General features: G+C 64.3%; 20 protein-coding genes. 10 read left to right on the top strand and 10 right to left on the bottom strand.

What is annotated here, in order from left to right; genetic code table 11:
* From AC1DX6_RS08520 to pcaQ, 6 genes are all read right to left on the bottom strand, one after another.
* Entirely contained in the window at window positions 1–1,065 is a 1,065-nt protein-coding gene (locus AC1DX6_RS08520) for a branched-chain amino acid ABC transporter permease (RefSeq protein WP_477312298.1), read from the bottom strand.
* On the bottom strand, window positions 1,062–1,952 hold the full coding sequence (locus AC1DX6_RS08515; protein ID WP_477312297.1) for a branched-chain amino acid ABC transporter permease: 891 nt from the start codon (window positions 1,950–1,952) through the stop codon (window positions 1,062–1,064). Before AC1DX6_RS08515 ends, AC1DX6_RS08520 begins: the two co-directional genes overlap by 4 nt.
* Complete coding sequence (locus tag AC1DX6_RS08510) at window positions 1,949–2,677, bottom strand: ABC transporter ATP-binding protein (protein ID WP_477312296.1); 729 nt, start codon at window positions 2,675–2,677, stop codon at window positions 1,949–1,951. Before AC1DX6_RS08510 ends, AC1DX6_RS08515 begins: the two co-directional genes overlap by 4 nt.
* Window positions 2,674–3,417 carry an ABC transporter ATP-binding protein gene (locus AC1DX6_RS08505; protein WP_477313643.1) on the bottom strand — a complete coding sequence of 248 codons (744 nt, stop codon included), beginning with the start codon at window positions 3,415–3,417 and terminating at the stop codon, window positions 2,674–2,676. Before AC1DX6_RS08505 ends, AC1DX6_RS08510 begins: the two co-directional genes overlap by 4 nt.
* A 21-nt stretch (window positions 3,418–3,438) precedes the next feature.
* Window positions 3,439–4,743 (bottom strand): ABC transporter substrate-binding protein, encoded by a 1,305-nt coding sequence (locus tag AC1DX6_RS08500; protein WP_477312295.1) that lies wholly within the window; start codon window positions 4,741–4,743, stop codon window positions 3,439–3,441.
* A gap of 289 nt (window positions 4,744–5,032) precedes the next feature.
* Complete coding sequence (gene pcaQ, locus AC1DX6_RS08495) at window positions 5,033–5,950, bottom strand: pca operon transcription factor PcaQ (protein ID WP_477312294.1); 918 nt, start codon at window positions 5,948–5,950, stop codon at window positions 5,033–5,035.
* Between the two features lie 94 nt (window positions 5,951–6,044).
* Between pcaQ and pcaD the strand changes: the two genes are divergently transcribed.
* From pcaD to pobA, 6 genes are read left to right on the top strand one after another with little or no spacing between them, the layout of a single operon-like run.
* Window positions 6,045–6,854: a 3-oxoadipate enol-lactonase gene (gene pcaD / locus AC1DX6_RS08490; protein ID WP_477312293.1), complete on the top strand. Its 810-nt coding sequence runs from the start codon at window positions 6,045–6,047 to the stop codon at window positions 6,852–6,854.
* Between the two features lies 1 nt (window position 6,855).
* Complete coding sequence (gene pcaC, locus AC1DX6_RS08485; protein WP_477312292.1) at window positions 6,856–7,260, top strand: 4-carboxymuconolactone decarboxylase; 405 nt, start codon at window positions 6,856–6,858, stop codon at window positions 7,258–7,260.
* Complete coding sequence (pcaH, locus tag AC1DX6_RS08480; protein WP_477313641.1) at window positions 7,250–8,005, top strand: protocatechuate 3,4-dioxygenase subunit beta; 756 nt, start codon at window positions 7,250–7,252, stop codon at window positions 8,003–8,005. The genes pcaC and pcaH overlap by 11 nt, the downstream gene beginning before the upstream one ends.
* Complete coding sequence (gene pcaG, locus AC1DX6_RS08475) at window positions 8,005–8,619, top strand: protocatechuate 3,4-dioxygenase subunit alpha (protein ID WP_477312291.1); 615 nt, start codon at window positions 8,005–8,007, stop codon at window positions 8,617–8,619. Before pcaH ends, pcaG begins: the two co-directional genes overlap by 1 nt.
* Window positions 8,620–8,628: 9 nt before the next feature.
* Complete coding sequence (locus AC1DX6_RS08470; RefSeq protein WP_477312290.1) at window positions 8,629–9,681, top strand: 3-carboxy-cis,cis-muconate cycloisomerase; 1,053 nt, start codon at window positions 8,629–8,631, stop codon at window positions 9,679–9,681.
* Window positions 9,681–10,853 (top strand): 4-hydroxybenzoate 3-monooxygenase, encoded by a 1,173-nt coding sequence (pobA, locus tag AC1DX6_RS08465; RefSeq protein WP_477312289.1) that lies wholly within the window; start codon window positions 9,681–9,683, stop codon window positions 10,851–10,853. Before AC1DX6_RS08470 ends, pobA begins: the two co-directional genes overlap by 1 nt.
* 7 nt (window positions 10,854–10,860) lie before the next feature.
* Here the strand turns inward: pobA and pcaF are convergent, their stop codons facing one another.
* Genes pcaF through AC1DX6_RS08450 form a run of 3 tightly spaced genes read right to left on the bottom strand, consistent with a single transcriptional unit; the run spans window position 10,861 to window position 13,719 of the window.
* Complete coding sequence (gene pcaF / locus AC1DX6_RS08460; protein WP_477312288.1) at window positions 10,861–12,066, bottom strand: 3-oxoadipyl-CoA thiolase; 1,206 nt, start codon at window positions 12,064–12,066, stop codon at window positions 10,861–10,863.
* A gap of 1 nt (window position 12,067) precedes the next feature.
* On the bottom strand, window positions 12,068–12,865 hold the full coding sequence (locus AC1DX6_RS08455) for a CoA-transferase subunit beta (RefSeq protein ID WP_477312287.1): 798 nt from the start codon (window positions 12,863–12,865) through the stop codon (window positions 12,068–12,070).
* A complete protein-coding gene (locus AC1DX6_RS08450; RefSeq protein WP_477312286.1) occupies window positions 12,862–13,719 on the bottom strand; it encodes a CoA transferase subunit A in 858 nt (285 codons plus the stop codon). Before AC1DX6_RS08450 ends, AC1DX6_RS08455 begins: the two co-directional genes overlap by 4 nt.
* Before the next feature lie 109 nt (window positions 13,720–13,828).
* On the opposite strand from AC1DX6_RS08450, the gene AC1DX6_RS08445 reads away from it, so the two are divergent.
* Window positions 13,829–14,599: an IclR family transcriptional regulator domain-containing protein gene (locus tag AC1DX6_RS08445; RefSeq protein ID WP_477312285.1), complete on the top strand. Its 771-nt coding sequence runs from the start codon at window positions 13,829–13,831 to the stop codon at window positions 14,597–14,599.
* A 10-nt stretch (window positions 14,600–14,609) separates the two neighbouring features.
* Here AC1DX6_RS08445 and AC1DX6_RS08440 read toward each other — a convergent pair whose 3' ends face one another.
* On the bottom strand, window positions 14,610–15,695 hold the full coding sequence (locus tag AC1DX6_RS08440) for an SIP domain-containing protein (RefSeq protein WP_477312284.1): 1,086 nt from the start codon (window positions 15,693–15,695) through the stop codon (window positions 14,610–14,612).
* Window positions 15,696–16,005: 310 nt separating this feature from the next.
* On the opposite strand from AC1DX6_RS08440, the gene AC1DX6_RS08435 reads away from it, so the two are divergent.
* From AC1DX6_RS08435 to AC1DX6_RS08425, 3 genes are read left to right on the top strand one after another with little or no spacing between them, the layout of a single operon-like run.
* Window positions 16,006–16,731, top strand: a complete 726-nt coding sequence (locus tag AC1DX6_RS08435) for a GntR family transcriptional regulator (RefSeq protein ID WP_477312283.1) — start codon at window positions 16,006–16,008, stop codon at window positions 16,729–16,731.
* Between the two features lie 4 nt (window positions 16,732–16,735).
* Window positions 16,736–17,773: an ADP-ribosylglycohydrolase family protein gene (locus AC1DX6_RS08430; RefSeq protein WP_477312282.1), complete on the top strand. Its 1,038-nt coding sequence runs from the start codon at window positions 16,736–16,738 to the stop codon at window positions 17,771–17,773.
* On the top strand, window positions 17,770–18,732 hold the full coding sequence (locus tag AC1DX6_RS08425; protein ID WP_477312281.1) for a PfkB family carbohydrate kinase: 963 nt from the start codon (window positions 17,770–17,772) through the stop codon (window positions 18,730–18,732). The genes AC1DX6_RS08430 and AC1DX6_RS08425 overlap by 4 nt, the downstream gene beginning before the upstream one ends.
* Window positions 18,733–18,768: the final 36 nt, after the last annotated feature.

Here is an 18,768-nt window from a genome sequence, read left to right as displayed (position 1 = left end):
TCATGCCTTCTCCCGCTGTGATGTGGTTTGCTGTGGCGAAGGCTCGGTGTCGGCTGCACCTGCGATTGCCGGAAGCCTGACGCGATAGCCGACCGGCAGCAGGCGCAGGCCGAAACGCTCCTCGATCGTCCCCCACAGGCCGCGCGGCAACAGCAGCGAAAACAGCACGGCCGTGGCGCCGAGGCCGACCAGGTACCAGACGCCGGTGCCGCCGAACCATGTCTCGATCAGGAAGAACACCAGCGCGCCCAAAATGGCGCCTTCGAACGTGCCGATGCCGCCGACCAGCACCATGAAGATCATGTAGGCTGTCCACTGGACGCTGAAATAGGTTTTTGGCTGGAAGGTGATGGAGGTTGCCAGCCACAGCGCGCCGGCAATGCCGATGCCGAAGGCGGCCAGCACGAACAGCAGCCGCTTGGTGCCGGTGACGCGCACGCCGACCGATGCGGCGGCATCCTCATTGTCGCGGATGGCGCGGATCGCGGCACCCGTGCTGCCGCGCAGCAGGCCAAACAGGATGGCGAGCAGTGCCGTCATCGACGCCAGCGCCAGCCAGTAGATCGTCGCCCGTCTGGTGCCGGAATCATAGACGTTGAGCGAGATCAGCGATGTCCCGGTTTCGCCCTGCACCAGCCGGTCGAGATTGACCAGCAGATGCGTCAGCGCCGCGATCACCCACATGCCGATGGCGAATTCGCCGTTCTTCAGCCGCAGCATGAACAGCGAGAGCGGGATGGACACCGCGCCGACGACAATCCCCGATGCAAAAAGTGCGACGAACGGATTGAGGCCGGCATCGGCCAGGCGGATGGCGAAATAGGCACCGAGCCCGAAGAACACCTGCTGCCCCACAGAGACCAGGCCGCCAAAACCGGCCAGCGCGTTCCACATCGCGGCCAGGATCACATAGATGAAAAGCGCGGTTAGCCGATCCACCGCGCCTGCCGACAGGAATTGCGGTGCGATCGCAAGCAGGGCGATGATGATGGCGACAGCAATCGCGGCGATGCGCGAGGTCGCGGTACCGCGCTCGATGACTGGCATGGTGGCAGGAGCGCTCATGCTGCGCTCCGCAAGCGCAACAGGCCACGCAGGCCAAGGCCCGAAGTAGAGAGCCGAATGAACAGGACGATCAGGAATGCGACATGGCCGCCGATCAGAAAACCTTGCGGATGCACCTGCGCACCGAGCGTCTGGGCGAGCGCGAGCACGATACCGCCGACTAGCGTTCCCCACAGCGAGCCGGCGCCACCAATGACCGCCGCTTCGAAGGCGAACAGCAATTGCGGCGCACCGGCATAGGGGTCGAAGGTGGCGCGCATGCCAAGAAAGGCGCCGGCAAGGCCGACCGTGACCATGGCGATGGCAGCCGCAATGGCGTTGGCGCGGCGTGCATCGACGCCGACCAGGCCAGCGGTATCAGGGTCTTCCGACGTCGCGCGGATCGAGCGGCCGAGCCCGGTGCGGGTCAGGAACAGCTGCAGCCCGCCAAGCAGGACCACGGCGGTGGCGAAGGTGATGACGGCGAGCTTGCCGACATAGATGCTGCCTGGCCATTCCCAGGAATCGTAGGACAGGCTGCCGATATAGGGCGCCAGCGAGCGCGTATCGGCGCCGAACTGTTCGAACAAAAGATTGTCGATGACGATGGCCAGGCCGAAAGTGGTGAGGATCGGCAACAGCGCGCCGCCGCGTGCACTGCGCTCCAACAGGAAGCGCTGCAGTGCCCAGCCGATCGCCGCCATCGCAGGCAGGACGATGAGCAGGCCGACCAGCGGTGCGATGTGGAACTGCGAGGCGAGCCACCACAGCACGTAGGCTGAAAACACGGCAAGGCTGCCATGGGCGAGGTTGATGATACGCATCACCGAAAACATGAAGGACAGGCCACAGGCGATGATCGCGTAGTAGCCCCCGAGCAGGATACCCTGGATGATCTGGTTGCTCATGCCGGCACGCTCCCGGCGCTCGCCTTGTGCAGACCGAAATAGGCCTTGGTCACCTCGTCGCGCGACATGCCTTTGCTCGGGCCTTCGAGCGCGACCCGCCCCTCGAGCATGCAGATGACCTTGTCCGATACCGAGAGCGCGCGGTTGAGGTCCTGTTCGACGAGGATGATCGTCGTGCCCGAATTGATCAGCCCCTGCAGCGAGGCGTAGACGCGATCGACGATCAGCGGCGACAGGCCGAGCGAAACCTCGTCGAGCAGCAACAAATCAGGGTTGCTCATCAGCGCCCGGCCGATTGCCGTCGCTTGCTGTTCGCCACCTGAGAGATGACCTGTTTTGGCATGGCGGCGGGCCTTCAGATTGGGAAAGGTGTCGAGCACCCTGTCGACGCTCCAGTCGCCAGGCCGGCCGGCGGTCTTGCCGAGCAGCAGATTCTCCTCGACGGTCATCTGCACGAACAGTTTTCGCCCCTCCGGCACCAGCGCGATGCCCGTGCTGACCCGCCTGTGCGACGGCACGCCGGACAGGTCTGCGCCGTCAAACAACACCCGGCCAGCCGACGCTGGATGGGCGCCGGCGATTGCCCTCAGCAGCGTCGTCTTGCCGGCGCCGTTGGCGCCGACCAGGGCCAGCGTCTGGCCACGCTCGACGCTGAAGCTGACACCGCGCACCGCTTGCAGCAGGCCGTGTCGCACGACGAGATTTTCCACCACCAGCAGGCTCATTTTGGGCCTCCGCCGAGATAGGCGCTGATCACCTGGGGATCGGCCATAACCGCTTGCGGGTTGCCGTCGGCGATGATCTTGCCGGCATCCATGCAGATCAGGCGCTCGGCCACTTGCAGAAGAATATGAACGATGTGCTCGATCCAGACGATGCCGATCTTGCGGCGGCGCAGTTCCTTGATCGTGTCGACGAGTTCGCCGGCTTCGCCATCGGTCAGTCCACCGCCGATTTCGTCCAGCAAAAGCAAGGTCGGCCTCGCTGCCAGTGCCCGCGCCAGCTCCAGCCGTTTGCGGTCGAGCAGGCCGAGCGTTTCGGCGCGCCGGTTGGCGACGCCAAGCATACCGCACAGCTCAAGTGAGCCAAGCGCTTCCGCATAGGCCTCGTCACGGCCAAGGCCGGCGCCGTGCGACGCCGCGACGAAGACATTCTCGAAGGTGGTCATGCCGCCGAACGGTTTTGGCACCTGATGCGTGCGCACCAGCCCGAGCCGGCAGCGCTGGGTCGCCGGCAGCGGCGTCACGTCGCCGCCCTTGAAGCTGACCGTGCCTGAACTTGGTGGAAAAGCGCCTGAGAGCACGCTGAGCAAAGTGGTCTTGCCGGCGCCGTTCGGGCCGACAATGCCGACCGCCTCATTGGCGGCCATGGCGAAGTCGATGTTGTCCAGCACCACAAGCGCGCCAAAGCGCTTGTGGATGCCGGCGGCATTGAGGATCGCCTGTTGTTGCGGATGGGTCACCAGGCGATCCTCGTCAGCGGTCCATCAGCCGTTGTAAGGCAGCAGCTTGGCCTCGACCGGCACTTTCGGGTCGGTGGCGTTGTCGGTCACCACATAGTCGAGCGGGAACTTGCTGCCTTCCTTGGCGGCCACCCATTGCGTGCCGATGATCGGGCCGGGCGACACATTGGCCACCGGGCCGCTGGTGAAGTCGACCTTGCCGATCATGGTCTCGGTCTTCAGCGTGCTCAGCGCCTTGGCCACCGCTGCCTTGTCCTTGGCGTCGGTGCTCGCCTTCAGCGCCTCGAAGCCGGCGTCGAGCAGCGACATCGAAGCGCCAAGCTGCTGCGTCCACTGCTTGCCGCTCGCGGCCTCATAGCCGTCGGCAAGCTCGGGTCCCGAAACGCCGGTCAGCGGCGACTTGTAGGGGAAGGCCTTGTGCCAGTAGGCGGCGCTCGAAATCTTCATGCCGAGATCGCCGAGCGCCTCGATGTCGGAGGGGAACAGTCCGGTCTTGGCAACCTGGGCGATCTTGATCTGCTTGGTCAGGCCCTGTTGTGCAGCTTGGCGCCAGAAGGCGGCGAAATCCGGCGGGATCGGGAAGGAGTTGAAGATCTCGACGCCTTCCTGCTTGAACATGGCGATCTGCGACGAATAGTCGGTGGTGCCGGTCTCGTAGGCGCCCGGATCGACGATGGTAAAACCTTCCTTGGCCAGCAGCGGCGCCAGATGGGCGCGGATGGCATTGCCGTCGGCGTCGTTCGGATACATGACGCCGACCTTCTTGTTGGTCTCGATCAGGTTCCATTGCGAGATGTAGGTCTTGAAGAACTCGCCGACGCCAAAACCGAAATGATAGGTCCATTTGAACGGTGACGGCTCGCCGGGCTTTGCGCCACGGCCGAAATACCAGGCTTCCCAGGGCATGACCGTGGACAGGCAAGGCACGCCGGCGGCTTCGCACGCGTCGGCCACCGGATTGATGACCTCCGGGGTGGAAACGGCCAGCATCAGGTCGATGGCCTGGTTGTTGATCAGGTCCTTGGCCAACTGGCCGGCGCGAGACGGATCCGATTGCGTATCCTGGTCGAGGATCTCGACGCTGTATTTCTTGCCGCCGAGTTCGATGCCGCCGGCTAGCGCCTTGCGGGCAAGGTCGAGCACGTAGCCGTCGGTCTGGCCGAAGCCGGCGAGCGGCCCGGTGCGCGGGCTGACGAAGCCGACCTTGAGCGTGTCGCCCGCCGCGAAGGCTTTGCTGCCACCGAAAGCGAGTGCCGCGCCGCCGGCAATCGATGTGGCGATGAACTGGCGTCGCGAGACGCCGCGAATGACGGATTTGCCTGGAGTCATGTGGATGGTCCTCCCTTTTTCTGGCGGCGCCGTGAGGCGAACCGCCGGTTCGCTCAAAGCTTCTGCTGCCCGTTGAATTCATCCATCGCAGCATTGCCGTTCGCCCGAATCCGGCGACGGTGCAGCGGTACCCCGCCGATGCTGACGAATGGCACGATTTCGATCCTCCGACATCACAGTGCACTAGGCGTTTGGTTCGGTAAAATGATATTTTGCGGTGTTTTACTAACTCGGGGGTTATGAATTCTTCGAGGCAAGGTCGCCCTGTTTCCGTCGACGCCCGAGTGTCTCAGGCGTTTTGGCTGGCGGCTTCGCGGATGGTCTGCAGCATGATGGAGAAGGCCGGCGAGGGGGCGGTGTCGGTGCGCATCGTCAGCCCGACCGGCCCCTTGGTTTCCTCCGTGTTGACGCGCAAGGCGACGAACGCGCCACTGCTGATTTCATTGGCCACGACGCCGGCCGAGATGATCCAGACGGCGTCGCTTTGGCGCATGAAGGCGCGGCCGAAGGAATCCGAGACGGTTTCGATCTCCGTTGCCGGCGCCGTCATGCCGTTGGTGATGAACAGGCGGTCGACGAAGGGACGGATGACCGATTCCCGTGTCGGCATCAGCACCGGGAACTCGTCGAGCCTGGCGAACACATCCGCGCCCGGCTGCAGCAGCGGATGGCCGGCGCGCACCACGAACAGCACCTGTTCGGAGTAGAGATGCTCGAAGAAGAAGCCGGTCATTTTTTCCGGCGCCGCCAGCCGCCCGACGACGAGGTCGAGCGCGCCGACACGCAACTGTTCGAGCAACACTGCGTTCTCGCCGGTGACGATCTTGATCGCAGCCCCGGTATTCTCCTTAAGGAACAGGCTCATGGCGAGCGGCATCACCCGTGCCGACACCGTCGGCAGCGCGCCGATGCGGATCGGGTGGCGGTTGATTGCCCCGTCCTGCCGCACGGAATCGACGCCGCGCTTCAGCGCGGTGATTGCTGTGCCGGCGTGGCCAAGGAAGATTTCGCCGAGCCGCGTCACCCGGATGCCGCGGCCGTCGCGTTCGACGACGGCGACACCGAGCGCCTCTTCCAGTTCCCGCAAGGTTTTGGTCACCGCCGGCGCGCTGACATGTAGAAAGTCGGCAGCCCTCGCCACGCTCCGCTGCCGCGCTACTTCGAGGAATGCCTGCAGATGGCGGAACCGGATGCGGCTTTCGACCATGGTTTTTCATAACCCCTGAGTTAGTGAAACGGCGCAAAATATCATTTTACCGAACCAAACACCTAGTGCAATGTGAAGATGGAGGATCGAAATCGTGCCATTCGTCAACATTGGCGGCATCACGCTGCACCATCGCCATAGCAAGGCGAACCGCAGCGCGCGCCCGATCGTGTTCATCAATTCGCTCGGCACCGACTTCCGCATCTGGGATGAGGTGTCCTCTGAATTGAGCGGGGAAATGCCCATGCTGGTCTACGACAAGCGTGGCCATGGGCTCTCCGATATCGGCGGCATCCGCTCGATCGACGATCATGTCGACGATCTCTCCGGCCTCATCGATCATTTCGGGCTGACGAATGTGGTGCTTTGCGGCCTGTCGGTCGGCGGTCTGGTCGCGCAAGGCTTTTGTGCCAGGCGCCCAGAGATCGTCGATGGCCTTATCCTGTGCGACACGGCCCACAAGATCGGCACAGCCGACAGCTGGAACACACGCATTGCAACAGTCGAAAGCAAAGGCATCCAGGCCATCGCCGATGCTGTTCTGAAGACGTGGTTCACTCCAGCCTTTCACTCAACGCGCGTGGCCGAACTTGACGGCTATTGGAACATGCTGACCAGGCAGGCGCTTGCCGGCTATGTCGGAACATGTGCCGCGGTTCGCGACGCGGATTTCACCGAAATTGCGCAGCGCATCAGCGTGCCGACGCTGTGCGTCGTCGGCGATCAGGATGGCTCGACGGGTCCCGATCTCGTCCGCTGGCTGGCCGACCTTATCCCCGGCGCGCGATTCGAAATCATTCGCGATGCCGGACACATTCCCTGCGTCGAGCAGCCGAAGGCGCTGACCGCCTTGATCCGCGATTTCGTCGCATCGCTTCCCGATCGAAAGCAAACTCATGGATGACATGTCCGAGACCACAACCACATACCGGACGGGACTGGCGGTCAGGCGCTCCGTGCTTGGCGACCCGCATGTCGACCGGGCCGAGGATGCCGCCACCGATTTCGACCGGCCGTTCCAGAACCTGATCACCGAAGCGGCCTGGGGAACCGTGTGGGCGCGACCTGGTCTGTCCAAACGCGAGCGCTCGATCGTGACGCTGGCGCTGCTGGCGGCCCTCGGTCATGATGAAGAGGTCGCCATGCATGTACGCGCCACCGCCAATACCGGCGCCTCGCGCGACGATATCTGCGAAGCGTTCCTGCATGTCGCGATCTATGCCGGCGTGCCGGCGGCAAACCGGGCCTTCAAGATCGCCAAGGAGGTCTTTTCGGAGATGGACGAAAGCCAGAATGTCCATGCCCGCTAAGTCCGGTTCGAACCGGACGCCGGAGACCGGCGCCTTCTTCCAGCGCGACCGCACATGGCATCCGCCGGCCCTGACTCCGGGCTACAAGAGTTCGGTGCTGCGCTCGCCGCAGAAGGCGCTGCTGTCGTTCGACAACACGCTGTCGGAGATATCAGGTCCCGTGTTCGGCCACGCCATGCTCGGCGAACTGGACGCCGATCTGATCCACAATTTTGCCAAGCCCGGCGAGAGTGCCGTCGGCGAGCGCATCATTGTCTACGGACGCGTGCTCGACGAGCGCGGGATGGGCGTTCCCGGTGTGCTGCTCGAATTCTGGCAGGCCAATGCCGGCGGCCGCTACCGCCACAAGAAGGACGGCTATCTGGCAGCGCTCGATCCGAATTTCGGCGGCTGCGGCCGCACCATCACCGGCGAAGACGGCAGCTATGCCTTTCGCACGGTCAAGCCCGGTCCCTATCCCTGGCCGAATGGCCCCAATGACTGGCGCCCCGCCCACATCCATTTTTCGGTGTTTGGACATGGCTTCGCGCAGCGGCTGATCACCCAGATGTACTTTGAGGGCGACCCTCTGATCTGGAGATGCCCGATCGTGCGCGGCATTGCCGACAGAGCGGCGATCGAAGCGCTGACCGCCATGCTCGACATGCAGGCGACGATCCCGATGGACGCGCTCGCCTACAAGTTCGACATCGTGCTGCGCGGCCGGCGCTCGTCGCTGTTCGAGAACCGGCCGGAGGGCAATTGATGGCACAGTCGCTCGGTCGGCTCAAGGAAAGTCCTTCGCAGACTGCCGGACCGTACGTGCATATCGGGCTGACGCCGAATTTCTGCGGCATCGGCGGCGTCTATGCCAGCGATCTCGGCGCTGCGATGGTCAACGAGAAGACCAAAGGCGAGCGGATCGGCCTGCGCATCCGGGTGTTCGACGGCACCGGCACGCCGCTCAAGGATGCGCTGATCGAAATCTGGCAAGCCGATGCCGACGGGCTCTACAATTCGCCGGCCGAAATGCGCGGCGCCGCCGATCCAAACTTTTTCGGCTGGGGCCGCTGCCCGACCGACATGGAAACCGGCCTGTGCGTGTTCGAAACGATCAAGCCCGGTCGTGTGCCGTACCGGGGCGGGCGCCTGATGGCGCCGCATATCAGCCTGTGGATCGTTGCCCGCGGCATCAACGTCGGCTTGCAGACGCGGCTGTATTTTTCCGACGAGGCGCAGGCCAATGCACAAGATCCGATCCTGGCGCGCATCGAGCACCGCGTTCGCGTGCCGACGCTGATCGCCGAGCGCCAGGGCAATATCTACGTCTTTGATGTCCACCTCCAGGGCGACAAGGAGACGGTCTTCTTCGACAGTTGACCTGACCACATGACCGTATCGCCTTTCGATCATCCGCTGCTCTCCAGCCTTCTCGGCGACGAGGAGACCGCCAGGCATTTTTCCGTCGAGGCGGAAATCGCCGCGATGCTAGCGTTCGAGCGCGCGCTGGCGCAAGCGGAAGCGGAAAACGGCGTTGTCGGCAGGGACGCCGCCGCAGCGATCGTCGCGGCACTTTCGTCGTTCAGGCCGGACACAGGCTTGCTGCGTGCGGGCGTGGCGAAGGATGGCGTCATGGTTCCGGAACTGGTGCGCCAGATCCGGATGGCGGTCGGCGAAGCGCATGGCGCCTCGGTTCATTTCGGCGCCACCAGCCAGGATGTCATCGATACGGCGCTGGTGTTGCGGCTGAAGTCTGTGGTCGAGCATCTCAGTCTGCTTCTGACCGAAAACATCGTACGCCTTTCGGGGCTCGATGAGCGTTTCGGGGGCAGGGCGCTGACCGGGATGACGCGCATGCAGCCGGCGATCCCTATTCGAGTGTCGGATCGCGTCAAGGCATGGCTGGCGCCGCTGCAGCGACACCAGCAAAGATTGTCAGACCAGTCCGGGATCCTGCTCGTCGTGCAGTTCGGCGGTGCCGCAGGCACGCTGGAAAAGCTTGGTGACAGGGGGCCAGCCGTGCGCGCGGCTCTCGCTGCCAGGCTCGGCCTTGGCGATGCGCCGCAATGGCAAAGCCAGCGCGACACGCTGGCAGACTTCGCCAACTGGCTGTCGCTGGTGACCGGCAGCCTCGGCAAGTTCGGGCAGGACATTGCGCTGATGGCGCAAGGCGGCGCGGAGATCGCGCTTTCCGGCGGCGGCGGCTCGTCGGCCATGCCGCACAAGCAGAACCCGGTGAAGGCCGAGGCGCTGGTGGCGCTTGCCCGCTTCAACGCTACGCAGCTGTCCGGCATGCATCAGGCGCTGGTGCATGAGCAGGAGCGGTCGGGCACGGCCTGGACGCTCGAATGGCTGCTGCTGCCGCAAATGGTCGTGGCGACGGCCGCCGCGCTGCGGCTCGCCGCTGAACTGGCCGCGCAGATCGAAAACCTGAGACACTGATGCGTACACAAGTTGTCATCGTCGGTTCGGGACCGTCCGGCCTGCTGCTCGGGCAGTTGTTGGCCGGCATCGGTGTCGAGACCATCATCCTCGAGCGTTCAAGCCGCGAGCATGTGCTTTCCCGCGTGCGCGCCGGTGTGCTCGAACAAGGCACTGTCGAGTTGCTCGAGCAGGCAGAAGCGGCCGCCAGGCTGCATGCCGAGGGGCTTCCGCATGCCGGCATCTCGCTCGCTTTCGACGGTCGCCTGCACCGCATCGACCTGACGGCGTTGACCGGCGGCAAGCACGTCACCGTCTATGGCCAGACCGAAGTAACGCATGATCTGATGGACAAGCGCGATGCGGCTGGGCTGACCACCGTCTACGAGGCGGCAAACGTCGCACTGCACGGTTTCGATGGTGATGCGCCGTTCGCAACTTACGACAAGGACGGCGTCACCCATCGCATTGACTGCGACTTCATTGCCGGCTGTGACGGCTATCACGGCGTCAGCCGCAAATCGGTACCTGAGGGCGCGCTGAAGACTTTCGAGCGGCAGTATCCATTCGGCTGGCTCGGCGTGCTGGCCGAAGTGCCGCCGGCCGATCATGAGTTGGTCTATGCCAACCACGAGCGCGGCTTTGCGCTGTGCTCGATGCGGTCGACGCACCGCAGCCGCTACTATGTGCAATGTCCGCTCGACGACCGTGTCGAGGCGTGGTCCGACGACCGCTTCTGGGATGAATTGCGCCGCCGCCTGCCGCGGCAGACGGCGGAAGCAGTCGTCACCGGGCCGTCCTTCGAGAAATCGATCGCGCCGTTGCGCTCCTTCGTCGCCGAGCCGCTGCGCTTCGGCCGGCTTTTCCTGGTCGGCGACGCCGCCCACATCGTGCCGCCGACCGGAGCCAAAGGCCTCAACCTCGCCGCCAGCGACGTACGCTATCTCTTTGCCGGGCTTCGCGAATTCTATCTGGAGAAATCACGCGCTGGTATCGAGGCCTATTCCGGCAAGGCGCTGGCGCGGGTGTGGAAGGCGGTGCGCTTTTCCTGGTGGATGACGACCATTCTGCACCGCTTCCCCGACACCGGCGACTTCGGCCAGCGCATCCAGGAAGCCGAGCTCGACTATCTCGTGCATTCGCAAGCTGCATCGACAGCACTTGCCGAGAATTATGTCGGCCTTCCTTACTGAGAAGTTCTCACACTCTTTCGAGCGCGATCGCAATGCCCTGGCCGACGCCGATGCACATGGTGGCCAGCGCGTATCTGGCGCTGCGTTCGCGCAGCTCCAACGCCGCCGTGCCTGATATGCGCGCGCCCGACATGCCGAGCGGATGGCCGAGCGCGATGGCGCCGCCATTCGGGTTGACGTGCTCGGCGTCCTCGGCGATGCCGAGCTGGCGCAGCACGGCGATGCCCTGGGAGGCAAAAGCTTCGTTGAGCTCGATGACATCGAACTGGTTTGGCGTCAGGCCGAGCCGCGCGCAGAGTTTCTGCGTCGCCGGCGCCGGGCCGATGCCCATGATGCGCGGTGCCACACCAGCGGCGGCACCACCGAGGATGCGGGCGATCGGTGTCAGGCCGTATTTCTTCACGGCTGCTTCCGAAGCGACGATCAGCGCCGCTGCGCCGTCATTGACCCCAGAGGCATTGCCGGCGGTGACGGTGCCTCCTTGCCGGAACGGCGTCGGCAGCTTGGCCAGCGACTCGACTGTCGTACCCGCGCGGGGATGCTCGTCCTTGCCGACGATCACCGGATCGCCCTTGCGCTGCGGGATCGTCACCGGCGTGATCTCTTTCGCCAGCCGGCCATTGGCTTGCGCGGCGACCGCCTTGTCCTGGCTGCGCACGGCGAAGGCATCCTGGTCGGCGCGCGACACGGAAAAATCCTCGGCGACATTCTCGCCGGTTTCCGGCATCGAATCGACGCCATACTGTTTCTTCATCAGCGGGTTGACGAAACGCCAGCCGATCGTGGTGTCGTAAATCTCGGCATTGCGCGAAAACGCCGTGTCGGCCTTCGGCATGACGAAAGGCGCGCGGCTCATCGACTCGACGCCGCCTGCTATCATCAGCTCGGCTTCGCCGGATTTGATGGCGCGCGCGGCGATGATGATGGCATCCATGCCGGAGCCGCACAGGCGGTTGACGGTCGAGCCGGAGATGTCCTGGGGCAGGCCGGCGAGCAACAGGGACATGCGCGCCACGTTGCGGTTGTCCTCGCCGGCCTGGTTGGCGCAGCCATAGACGATGTCGTCGACCGCCTGCCAGTCAATGCCTGAATTGCGCTCGACCAGTGCCCTCAGGGGTATCGCGCCGAGGTCGTCGGCGCGGACCGATGACAAGGATCCGCCGAAGCGGCCGATCGGTGTGCGGATATAGTCGCAGATATAGGCCTCGGCCATGTCATGCAGCCTTTGCTTTTCCGGTCCCCTCATGCGCCGCCTTGGTGCGGGCCTGCAGGTCGCGCAATGTCTTCAGTTCGAGTTCGCTTGGCGCCGGTGTTTCGTCAAGCGCCTCGGCGAACTTTACGACCCAGCCACAGGTCTCCTGCACCTCAAGGCGCGACACGCCGGGATGCAGCGACACCACCGTGAATTCCTTGGTCACAGGGTCCGGTTTCCAGATGGCGAGGTCGGTGATCAGCAGCGTCGGTCCAGCCGTATCGATGCCGAGACGTTTTCGATGATCGCCGCCCTCGCCATGGCCGAAGGAGGTGAAGAAGTCGATCTTCTCGACCATGCCGCGTTTGGTCTGCGCCATGGTGATGTAGACCTCCTTCGACGATGTCGCGATCTCTGGCGCGCCGCCGCCGCCGGGAAGCCGGGTCTTGGGGTGAAAGTAATCGCCGATGACCGTGGTGTTGATGTTGCCGAACTTGTCGAGCTGGGCGGCACCGAGAAAACCGATCGAGATACGGCCGCCTTGCAGCCAGTAGCGGAACATTTCCGGGACCGCGACGGTGGTGACGGCGGTCTCGCAGAGTTCGCCGTCGCCGATCGACAGCGGCAGCACGTCGGGCGCGGTGCCGATGGTGCCGCTTTCATAGATCAGCGTGATGTCGGGCGCGTGTGTCAGCCGCGCCACATTGCAGGCCGCGGACGGGGCGCCGATGCCGACGAAACAGACATCGTCATTCCCAAGCGCCCGACTGGCGGCGATCGTCATCATCTCGTTGGGGGTGAAACTCTGATTGTCGCTCATGCCGCTTTCCTCAGATGTTCGACGCGGGCCGCGAAATCGTCGGCGCTCTTCTCGATGACGTTCGCCTGCATCCACGCCTGGAATTTTTCACGGTCGGCGGCGATCTCGTCCCATTCCAGATACGCGGCATTGTCGCGCGCATAATAGCCATGGGCGTAGGATGGGTGCGAGCCGCCGGGCACGACGGAAATCGCAGCGATCGTCCAGCGCGGCAGCACAGTCAGGTTGGGGTGCAGATCGTCGAAATTGTCGACCACTTCCTCCACCGTGACCACCGCGCGCCTGGCCGCCAGCACGGCTTCCTTCTGGATGCCGATGATACCCTCGACCAGCACATTGCCTTTCTTGTCGGCCTTCTGGGCGTGGATGAAGGTGACATCGGGACGGATCGAAGGGACAGCCGCCAGCACCTCGCCGGTGAACGGGCAAGTGACCGACTTGATGTTCGGATTGACCGCCGCCAGGCCGGCGCCACGATAGCCGCGGAACATGGCGCAGGGCAGGCCGGCCGCACCCGCCTCATAGGCATTGGCCATGCCGGCATGGCTGTGCTCCTCGATCTCGATGGTGCGCGGAAAACCGTTCTCGATGGCGTCGCGGGCGCGCCGCAACAGGCCGACGCCGGGATTGCCGACATAGGAGAAGATGATCTTCTTCGCCATGCCCATGCCGATCATCTGGTCGTAGATCAGGTCCGGGGTCATGCGGATCAATGTCAGGTCGCGAAAACCCTGGCGGATGGCTTCATGCGCGGCTGCCGTCGGGATCAGATGGGTAAAGCCCTCGAAGGCAACCGCATCGCCATCATGCAGGTTTTCGGCCACGGCCTGGCTGAGCGGCAGGAATTTGACCATCGCAGGAACTCCAACGTCCCAAAAGTTCGTATTGCGAACAAATGTTTTGTATGAGATACTTTTACGACGAGCATTGATGTCGAGTCAATCCTGGGATTTCGGAGGCTGCATGGACGATGAGGGCGCTTCGCGTGATCATGTCGGTTCACTCGAGCGCGGGCTTGCGGTCATGGAGATACTGGCCAGGCATCCCGCCGGCATGACGCTGACCGAAATGGCGGAGGAGGCGGGACTGACCCGCGCCGGGGCGCGCCGGTTCCTGCTGACGCTGGTGGCCACCGGCTATGCGACACAGTCCGGCCGGCTGTTTTCGCTGTCGCCGCGCCTGCTGACTGTCGCGCGCACCTGGCTCGGCGGTGCTTCGCTGTGGACATTCGCGGCACCCATCCTGCGCGCGGTGGCTGGGCAATTCGACGAGGCCTGCAACGCCGCGGTGCTGTCGGGTGAAGACGTCGTCTATGTCGCGCGTGTTCCGGGCCGGCGCATCCTCAGCGTATCGCTTGATGTCGGCACCAGGCTGCCGGCGCATTGCACCTCGATGGGGCGGATCCTGCTTGCCGGTCTCGCGCCCAACGAACTGCAAACATTCGTCGCCCAGGCAAAGATCGACAGACGCACACCGAAGACGATCACCGACAGGCGGTCGCTCGCCGAAGCCATTGCCAAGGCGAGGGCGGATGGTTTCGCCATCGTCGATGAAGAGCTGGAACTCGGCCTGCGCTCGATCGCCGTGCCGATCACCGACCGCACCGGGCGAACCGTGGCAGCGATCAATGTTTCGACCCAGTCGGCGCGGTTTTCCGTGAAGGAGATGGAGAAAGAGATCCTGCCGGCACTGCTCGTTGCAAAACAGCGCATCGAGGAGTTTTTCTTCGTGTGACGAAGCGAGATCAGTTGGCCATCAATCCCGCTGCACCACGTCGCCAATAGGCGGCAGCCAGTGTTTCGTCGCGACTGAGCGCCAGCGTGCCGCGCCAATGTTCGCGAACGATTTTTGCTGCTGCCGCTTCCGCCGCAAACCAGCCGAAGGCCGAACCGGTGTGCGGCCATGCCACCGACTGAACAGCGCGCGCCAGTCTCTCATCGGTGCCGGCCGGCACGCCGTTTCTCGCCAGCCAGTGCAATTCGATGCCGGTGGCGTTTTCGATCTCCTGTCGTTCGCCATCATCGGCGACCTCGACGAAGGCAACGCCTTTGGTCTCGGCGGGCAGCGTCTCCAGCAGTCGCGCCAGCGCCGGCAGGCCGGTTTCGTCGGCGCCCATCAGATACCATGAGGCCTGCCGCACCGGACGGCCGACCGGACCCATAATGCCGATTTTCATGCCGGGTGCTGCTTGTGCGGCCCAGGCCGAGCCGACGCAGTCGCCGGGATAGATGAGGAAGTCGACATCGACAACGCCCTTGTCCACGTCCAGCCTGCGGATGGTGTAGACGCGCGCCACCGGGCGCCTGTCGTCTGATGGCCAGACCGGCAAGCCATTGCCGCCGAGCACCGGCCAGAGCGGATCGGGCACCTGCCTGGTCGGGAACAGCATACGGATGTGCATGCCGCCGAACTTGGCGAAACGGGAGAGATCCTCGCCGGCAAGGCGGATGCGGCGCATATGCAGGGTGAGGTCGGTGACATCGGTCACCACCATCTCGCGAAACTGGGCGAGGCGGGTCTCGCCGGCGAGATCGCCAGTCCAGACGATCTCCGGATTTTCGTCTTTGGCATAGACCTCGACGGCGGTGGCGAGCAGATCCTTGATGCGGGCGAGGCCATCGCGGTCGGCGGCACTGGCTCGCATCACCAGCCGGTCCATGTCGAAGGAGGCGTCGCCGAAGGCGAAGCGGAAATCGAGCCGCTGGCCGTCCTGCGTCGCATCGGCCTCGAAGCTTTGCAGCCTGTCGCTGATGCGGTCGATGTAATGCGGCAGGTGACGCAGGTTCAGGCGCGCCTCGCAGGTCAGTCCGCTTGCCGATGCTTCCGTCACGCTCTGCCTCCGAGCCTGTCTGCCAGTGCCAAATCGAGCCTGATGCGCCAGCTGGCGAACCAGTTCGAAGCCGTCACATATTAAAACATGATGGTTATAGTCAACTTTAATGTATGAGCCACGCCCAGATCGAAGAAGCATCTCGCACGGATGCGATCCGCGACCTCACCCATGCGCTCGATCCGGAGTGGAAAGCGGCCGACGCCAACCAAAAAGGACCACCTATCTTTTCGCGGCGACACGCAATTGACGTCGCCGTTCACATCAGCTATTGAACAGGACTGAACAGGTATATTGAACAGGTATCAATATGAAACGTCGCGCGGCTCTGTTGTCTCCCGGAACGGGCAAGCCCGAACAGATCGCGACCGTTCTCGAGCAGGAGATACGCTCCGGCGTGCTCGGCTTCGGCGACCGCCTGCAGAGCGAGAACGAACTCGTCCAGCGCTTTTCCGTCAGCCGCAACACCGTCCGCAAAGGCCTTGAGGAACTGTCGAGCCGCGGGCTGATCACCACCAAGGTCGGCATCGGCTCCTTCGTCACTTTCGACGGCATGCCGGTCGATGACAGCATCGGCTGGTCGCGCGCACTGGCCAATGCCGGCGCCAATGCCCAGACCCGCACCTTGCGGCTCGAGGTCATCGAGGATGTCGATCTCGCCGCGCGGCTCGGCATCGAAAACCCGTTCTTCATCGCCGTCGATCGTGTCCGCACCAACGCCGATGACGGCCATGCCATCTCCATCGAGCGCAGCCGTCTGCCGCTGTCATCCGAACTGGAAGATGTGCCGCTGCGCGGTCTGCGCGAAGGGTCTCTGCACCAGACGCTGCGCGACGCCGGTCTGGTGCCCGATCATGGCGAGGAATGGGTCGATATCGAAATGCTGAATGCCGAGGACGCCGCCATCCTGTCCTGCCCGCTGGGCACGCCTTTCCTGCGCGGCCGCCGGCTGACGCGCGCCGCCGACGGGCGGCCGATCGAATATGTCACCAGCCTGCTCAACCCGGCGCATTTCGCGCTGCATATGGAATTTTGAGGCGATGCCGGACACCGCTTCCGCCACGATGATCGACCGGGCGATGGGCGCGCTCATCGGCGGCGCGATCGGCGATGCGCTCGGCATGCCGACGCAGCTTCTGTCGCCGGCCCGCATCGCCGAACTCTATGGCCATGTCGAGGATTTCGTAGCACCCGTCGCCGACCATCCGGTGTCGAAGGGCATGGCATCGGGAACCATCACCGACGATACCGAACAGGCGCTGCTGCTCGGCCGCATACTTGTCGATTCTGGCGATCAATTCGACCACAGGCGCTGGGTCAACGCGCTGCTCGACTGGGAGCGCGATGTCAAGGCGCGCGGCAGCTACGACCTTTTGGGACCCTCGACCAAGCGCGCCATCGACGCCATCAATGATGGTGTGCTGCCCGAGGAGGCGGGGCGCAGCGGCGACACCAATGGTGCGGCCATGCGCATCGCGCCGGTCGGCATCATGATGCCACTGGCGCCGCTCGACGAGCTGGTCGCCAAGGCGGCGGAAACCTGCCGTGCCACGCACAACACTTCGATCGCCATTGCTTCGGCGGCTGCGGTTGCGGCCGTCGTCAGCTGCGGCGTTGCCGGCGGCGACTGGCACTCGGCTTCGGATCAGGCCGTTCTGGCGGCGACGCGCGGCGCGGCGCTCGGCCACTGGACCACCGGCGGCGATATCGCCGCGCGCATTGCGTGGGCCAGAGACCTGGTCCGCGGCAAATCCGTTTCTGATGGCATCCGGCTGATCGTCGATCTCGTCGGCACCGGCGTCGCCAGTCAGGAATCGGTCCCCGCCGCCTTTGCGGTGCTGGAGATATCGGGTGGCGATCCGTGGCAAGCGGCGGTCATCAGCGCCAATCTCGGCGGCGACACAGACACGATCGGCGCCATCGCAGCCGGCATGGCCGGCGCCTGCACAGGCTTCTCCAAGCTGCCGCAACAGCACATCGCCAAGCTCAGGGGCATCGACCTCTCGGAGGTCCGCGTGCTTGCCGGCGACCTGATAGCGGCGCGGCTGGCGAAAACCGGCAAGGATGCGGCGGCATGAGCGGGCGTCTGGTCCATATCGGCAGTGCGGTGGTCGACTATGTCTACCGCATCGACGCTCTGCCGGCGCCGGGCATGGAGAAGACGGCATCGAGCTTTGCCCAGGTCGCCGGCGGCGGCTTCAACATGATGGTTGCGGCCAGCCGCACCGGCATGACGGTCGTCTTCGGCGGCCAGTTGGGCAGCGGGCCGAACGGCGACTTTTTGCGCGCCGCCTTTGCTGCTGAAGGCATCGAGACACTGACGCCGCCATCGCCGCTGATGGACAGCGGCAATTGCGTGGCCATGATCTCGAGCGATGCCGAGCGCACCTTCGTGTCGTGGCCAGGTGCGGAGAGCGTGCTCAGCCTCGACATGATGGAACCGGTGTCGGCCGCGCCAGGGGACTGGGTGTTCACCTCCGGCTATACGCTGAGCTATTCCGGAAGCCGCGAGGCGCTGACCGACTGGATCGAGGCGCTGCCGGGAAACATTCCTTTCGTCTTCGATCCGACGCCGGTCATTTCAGATATTCCGCGTCCGATCCTGTCGCGGGTGCTTGGCCGCACGACATGGCTGAGCTGCAACACCGCGGAAGCGGCCGAGATCGCCGGTGCGGGCGATGTCGAGATGCTGGCGGCAAGGCTGCTGGCCGACCACTGCCCCAGGGCAGCGGGCGTCGTCATCCGCGCCGGCGCCAAGGGCTGCTTCGTGCGGCTGGCTGATGGCGGCACACAAATCATTCCCGGCTTCAAGGTCGCCGCCGTCGACACCAATGGTGCCGGCGACACCCATATCGGCGCTTTCGTCAGCGCGCTGTCGCGCGGCATGCCGCCCTTCGAGGCGGCGCGCTACGCCAATGCGGCGGCGGCCCTTTCGGTCACCCGCCATGGCGGCTCGTCAGCGCCGAGCGACCAAGAGATCCAGACATTCCTGAGCCAGGCCGCGGAGCATGGCCAGAACCAGAAGGCCAATGCCTAAAAAGCCCGGAACCGGGCAAACAAAGAGAGGAACAAA

It is taken from the genome of Mesorhizobium sp. P2_C4 (assembly GCF_056404575.1).
The sequence above is the reverse complement of the archived record's forward strand: the minus strand, read 5'-3'. Positions and strand labels throughout refer to the sequence as shown.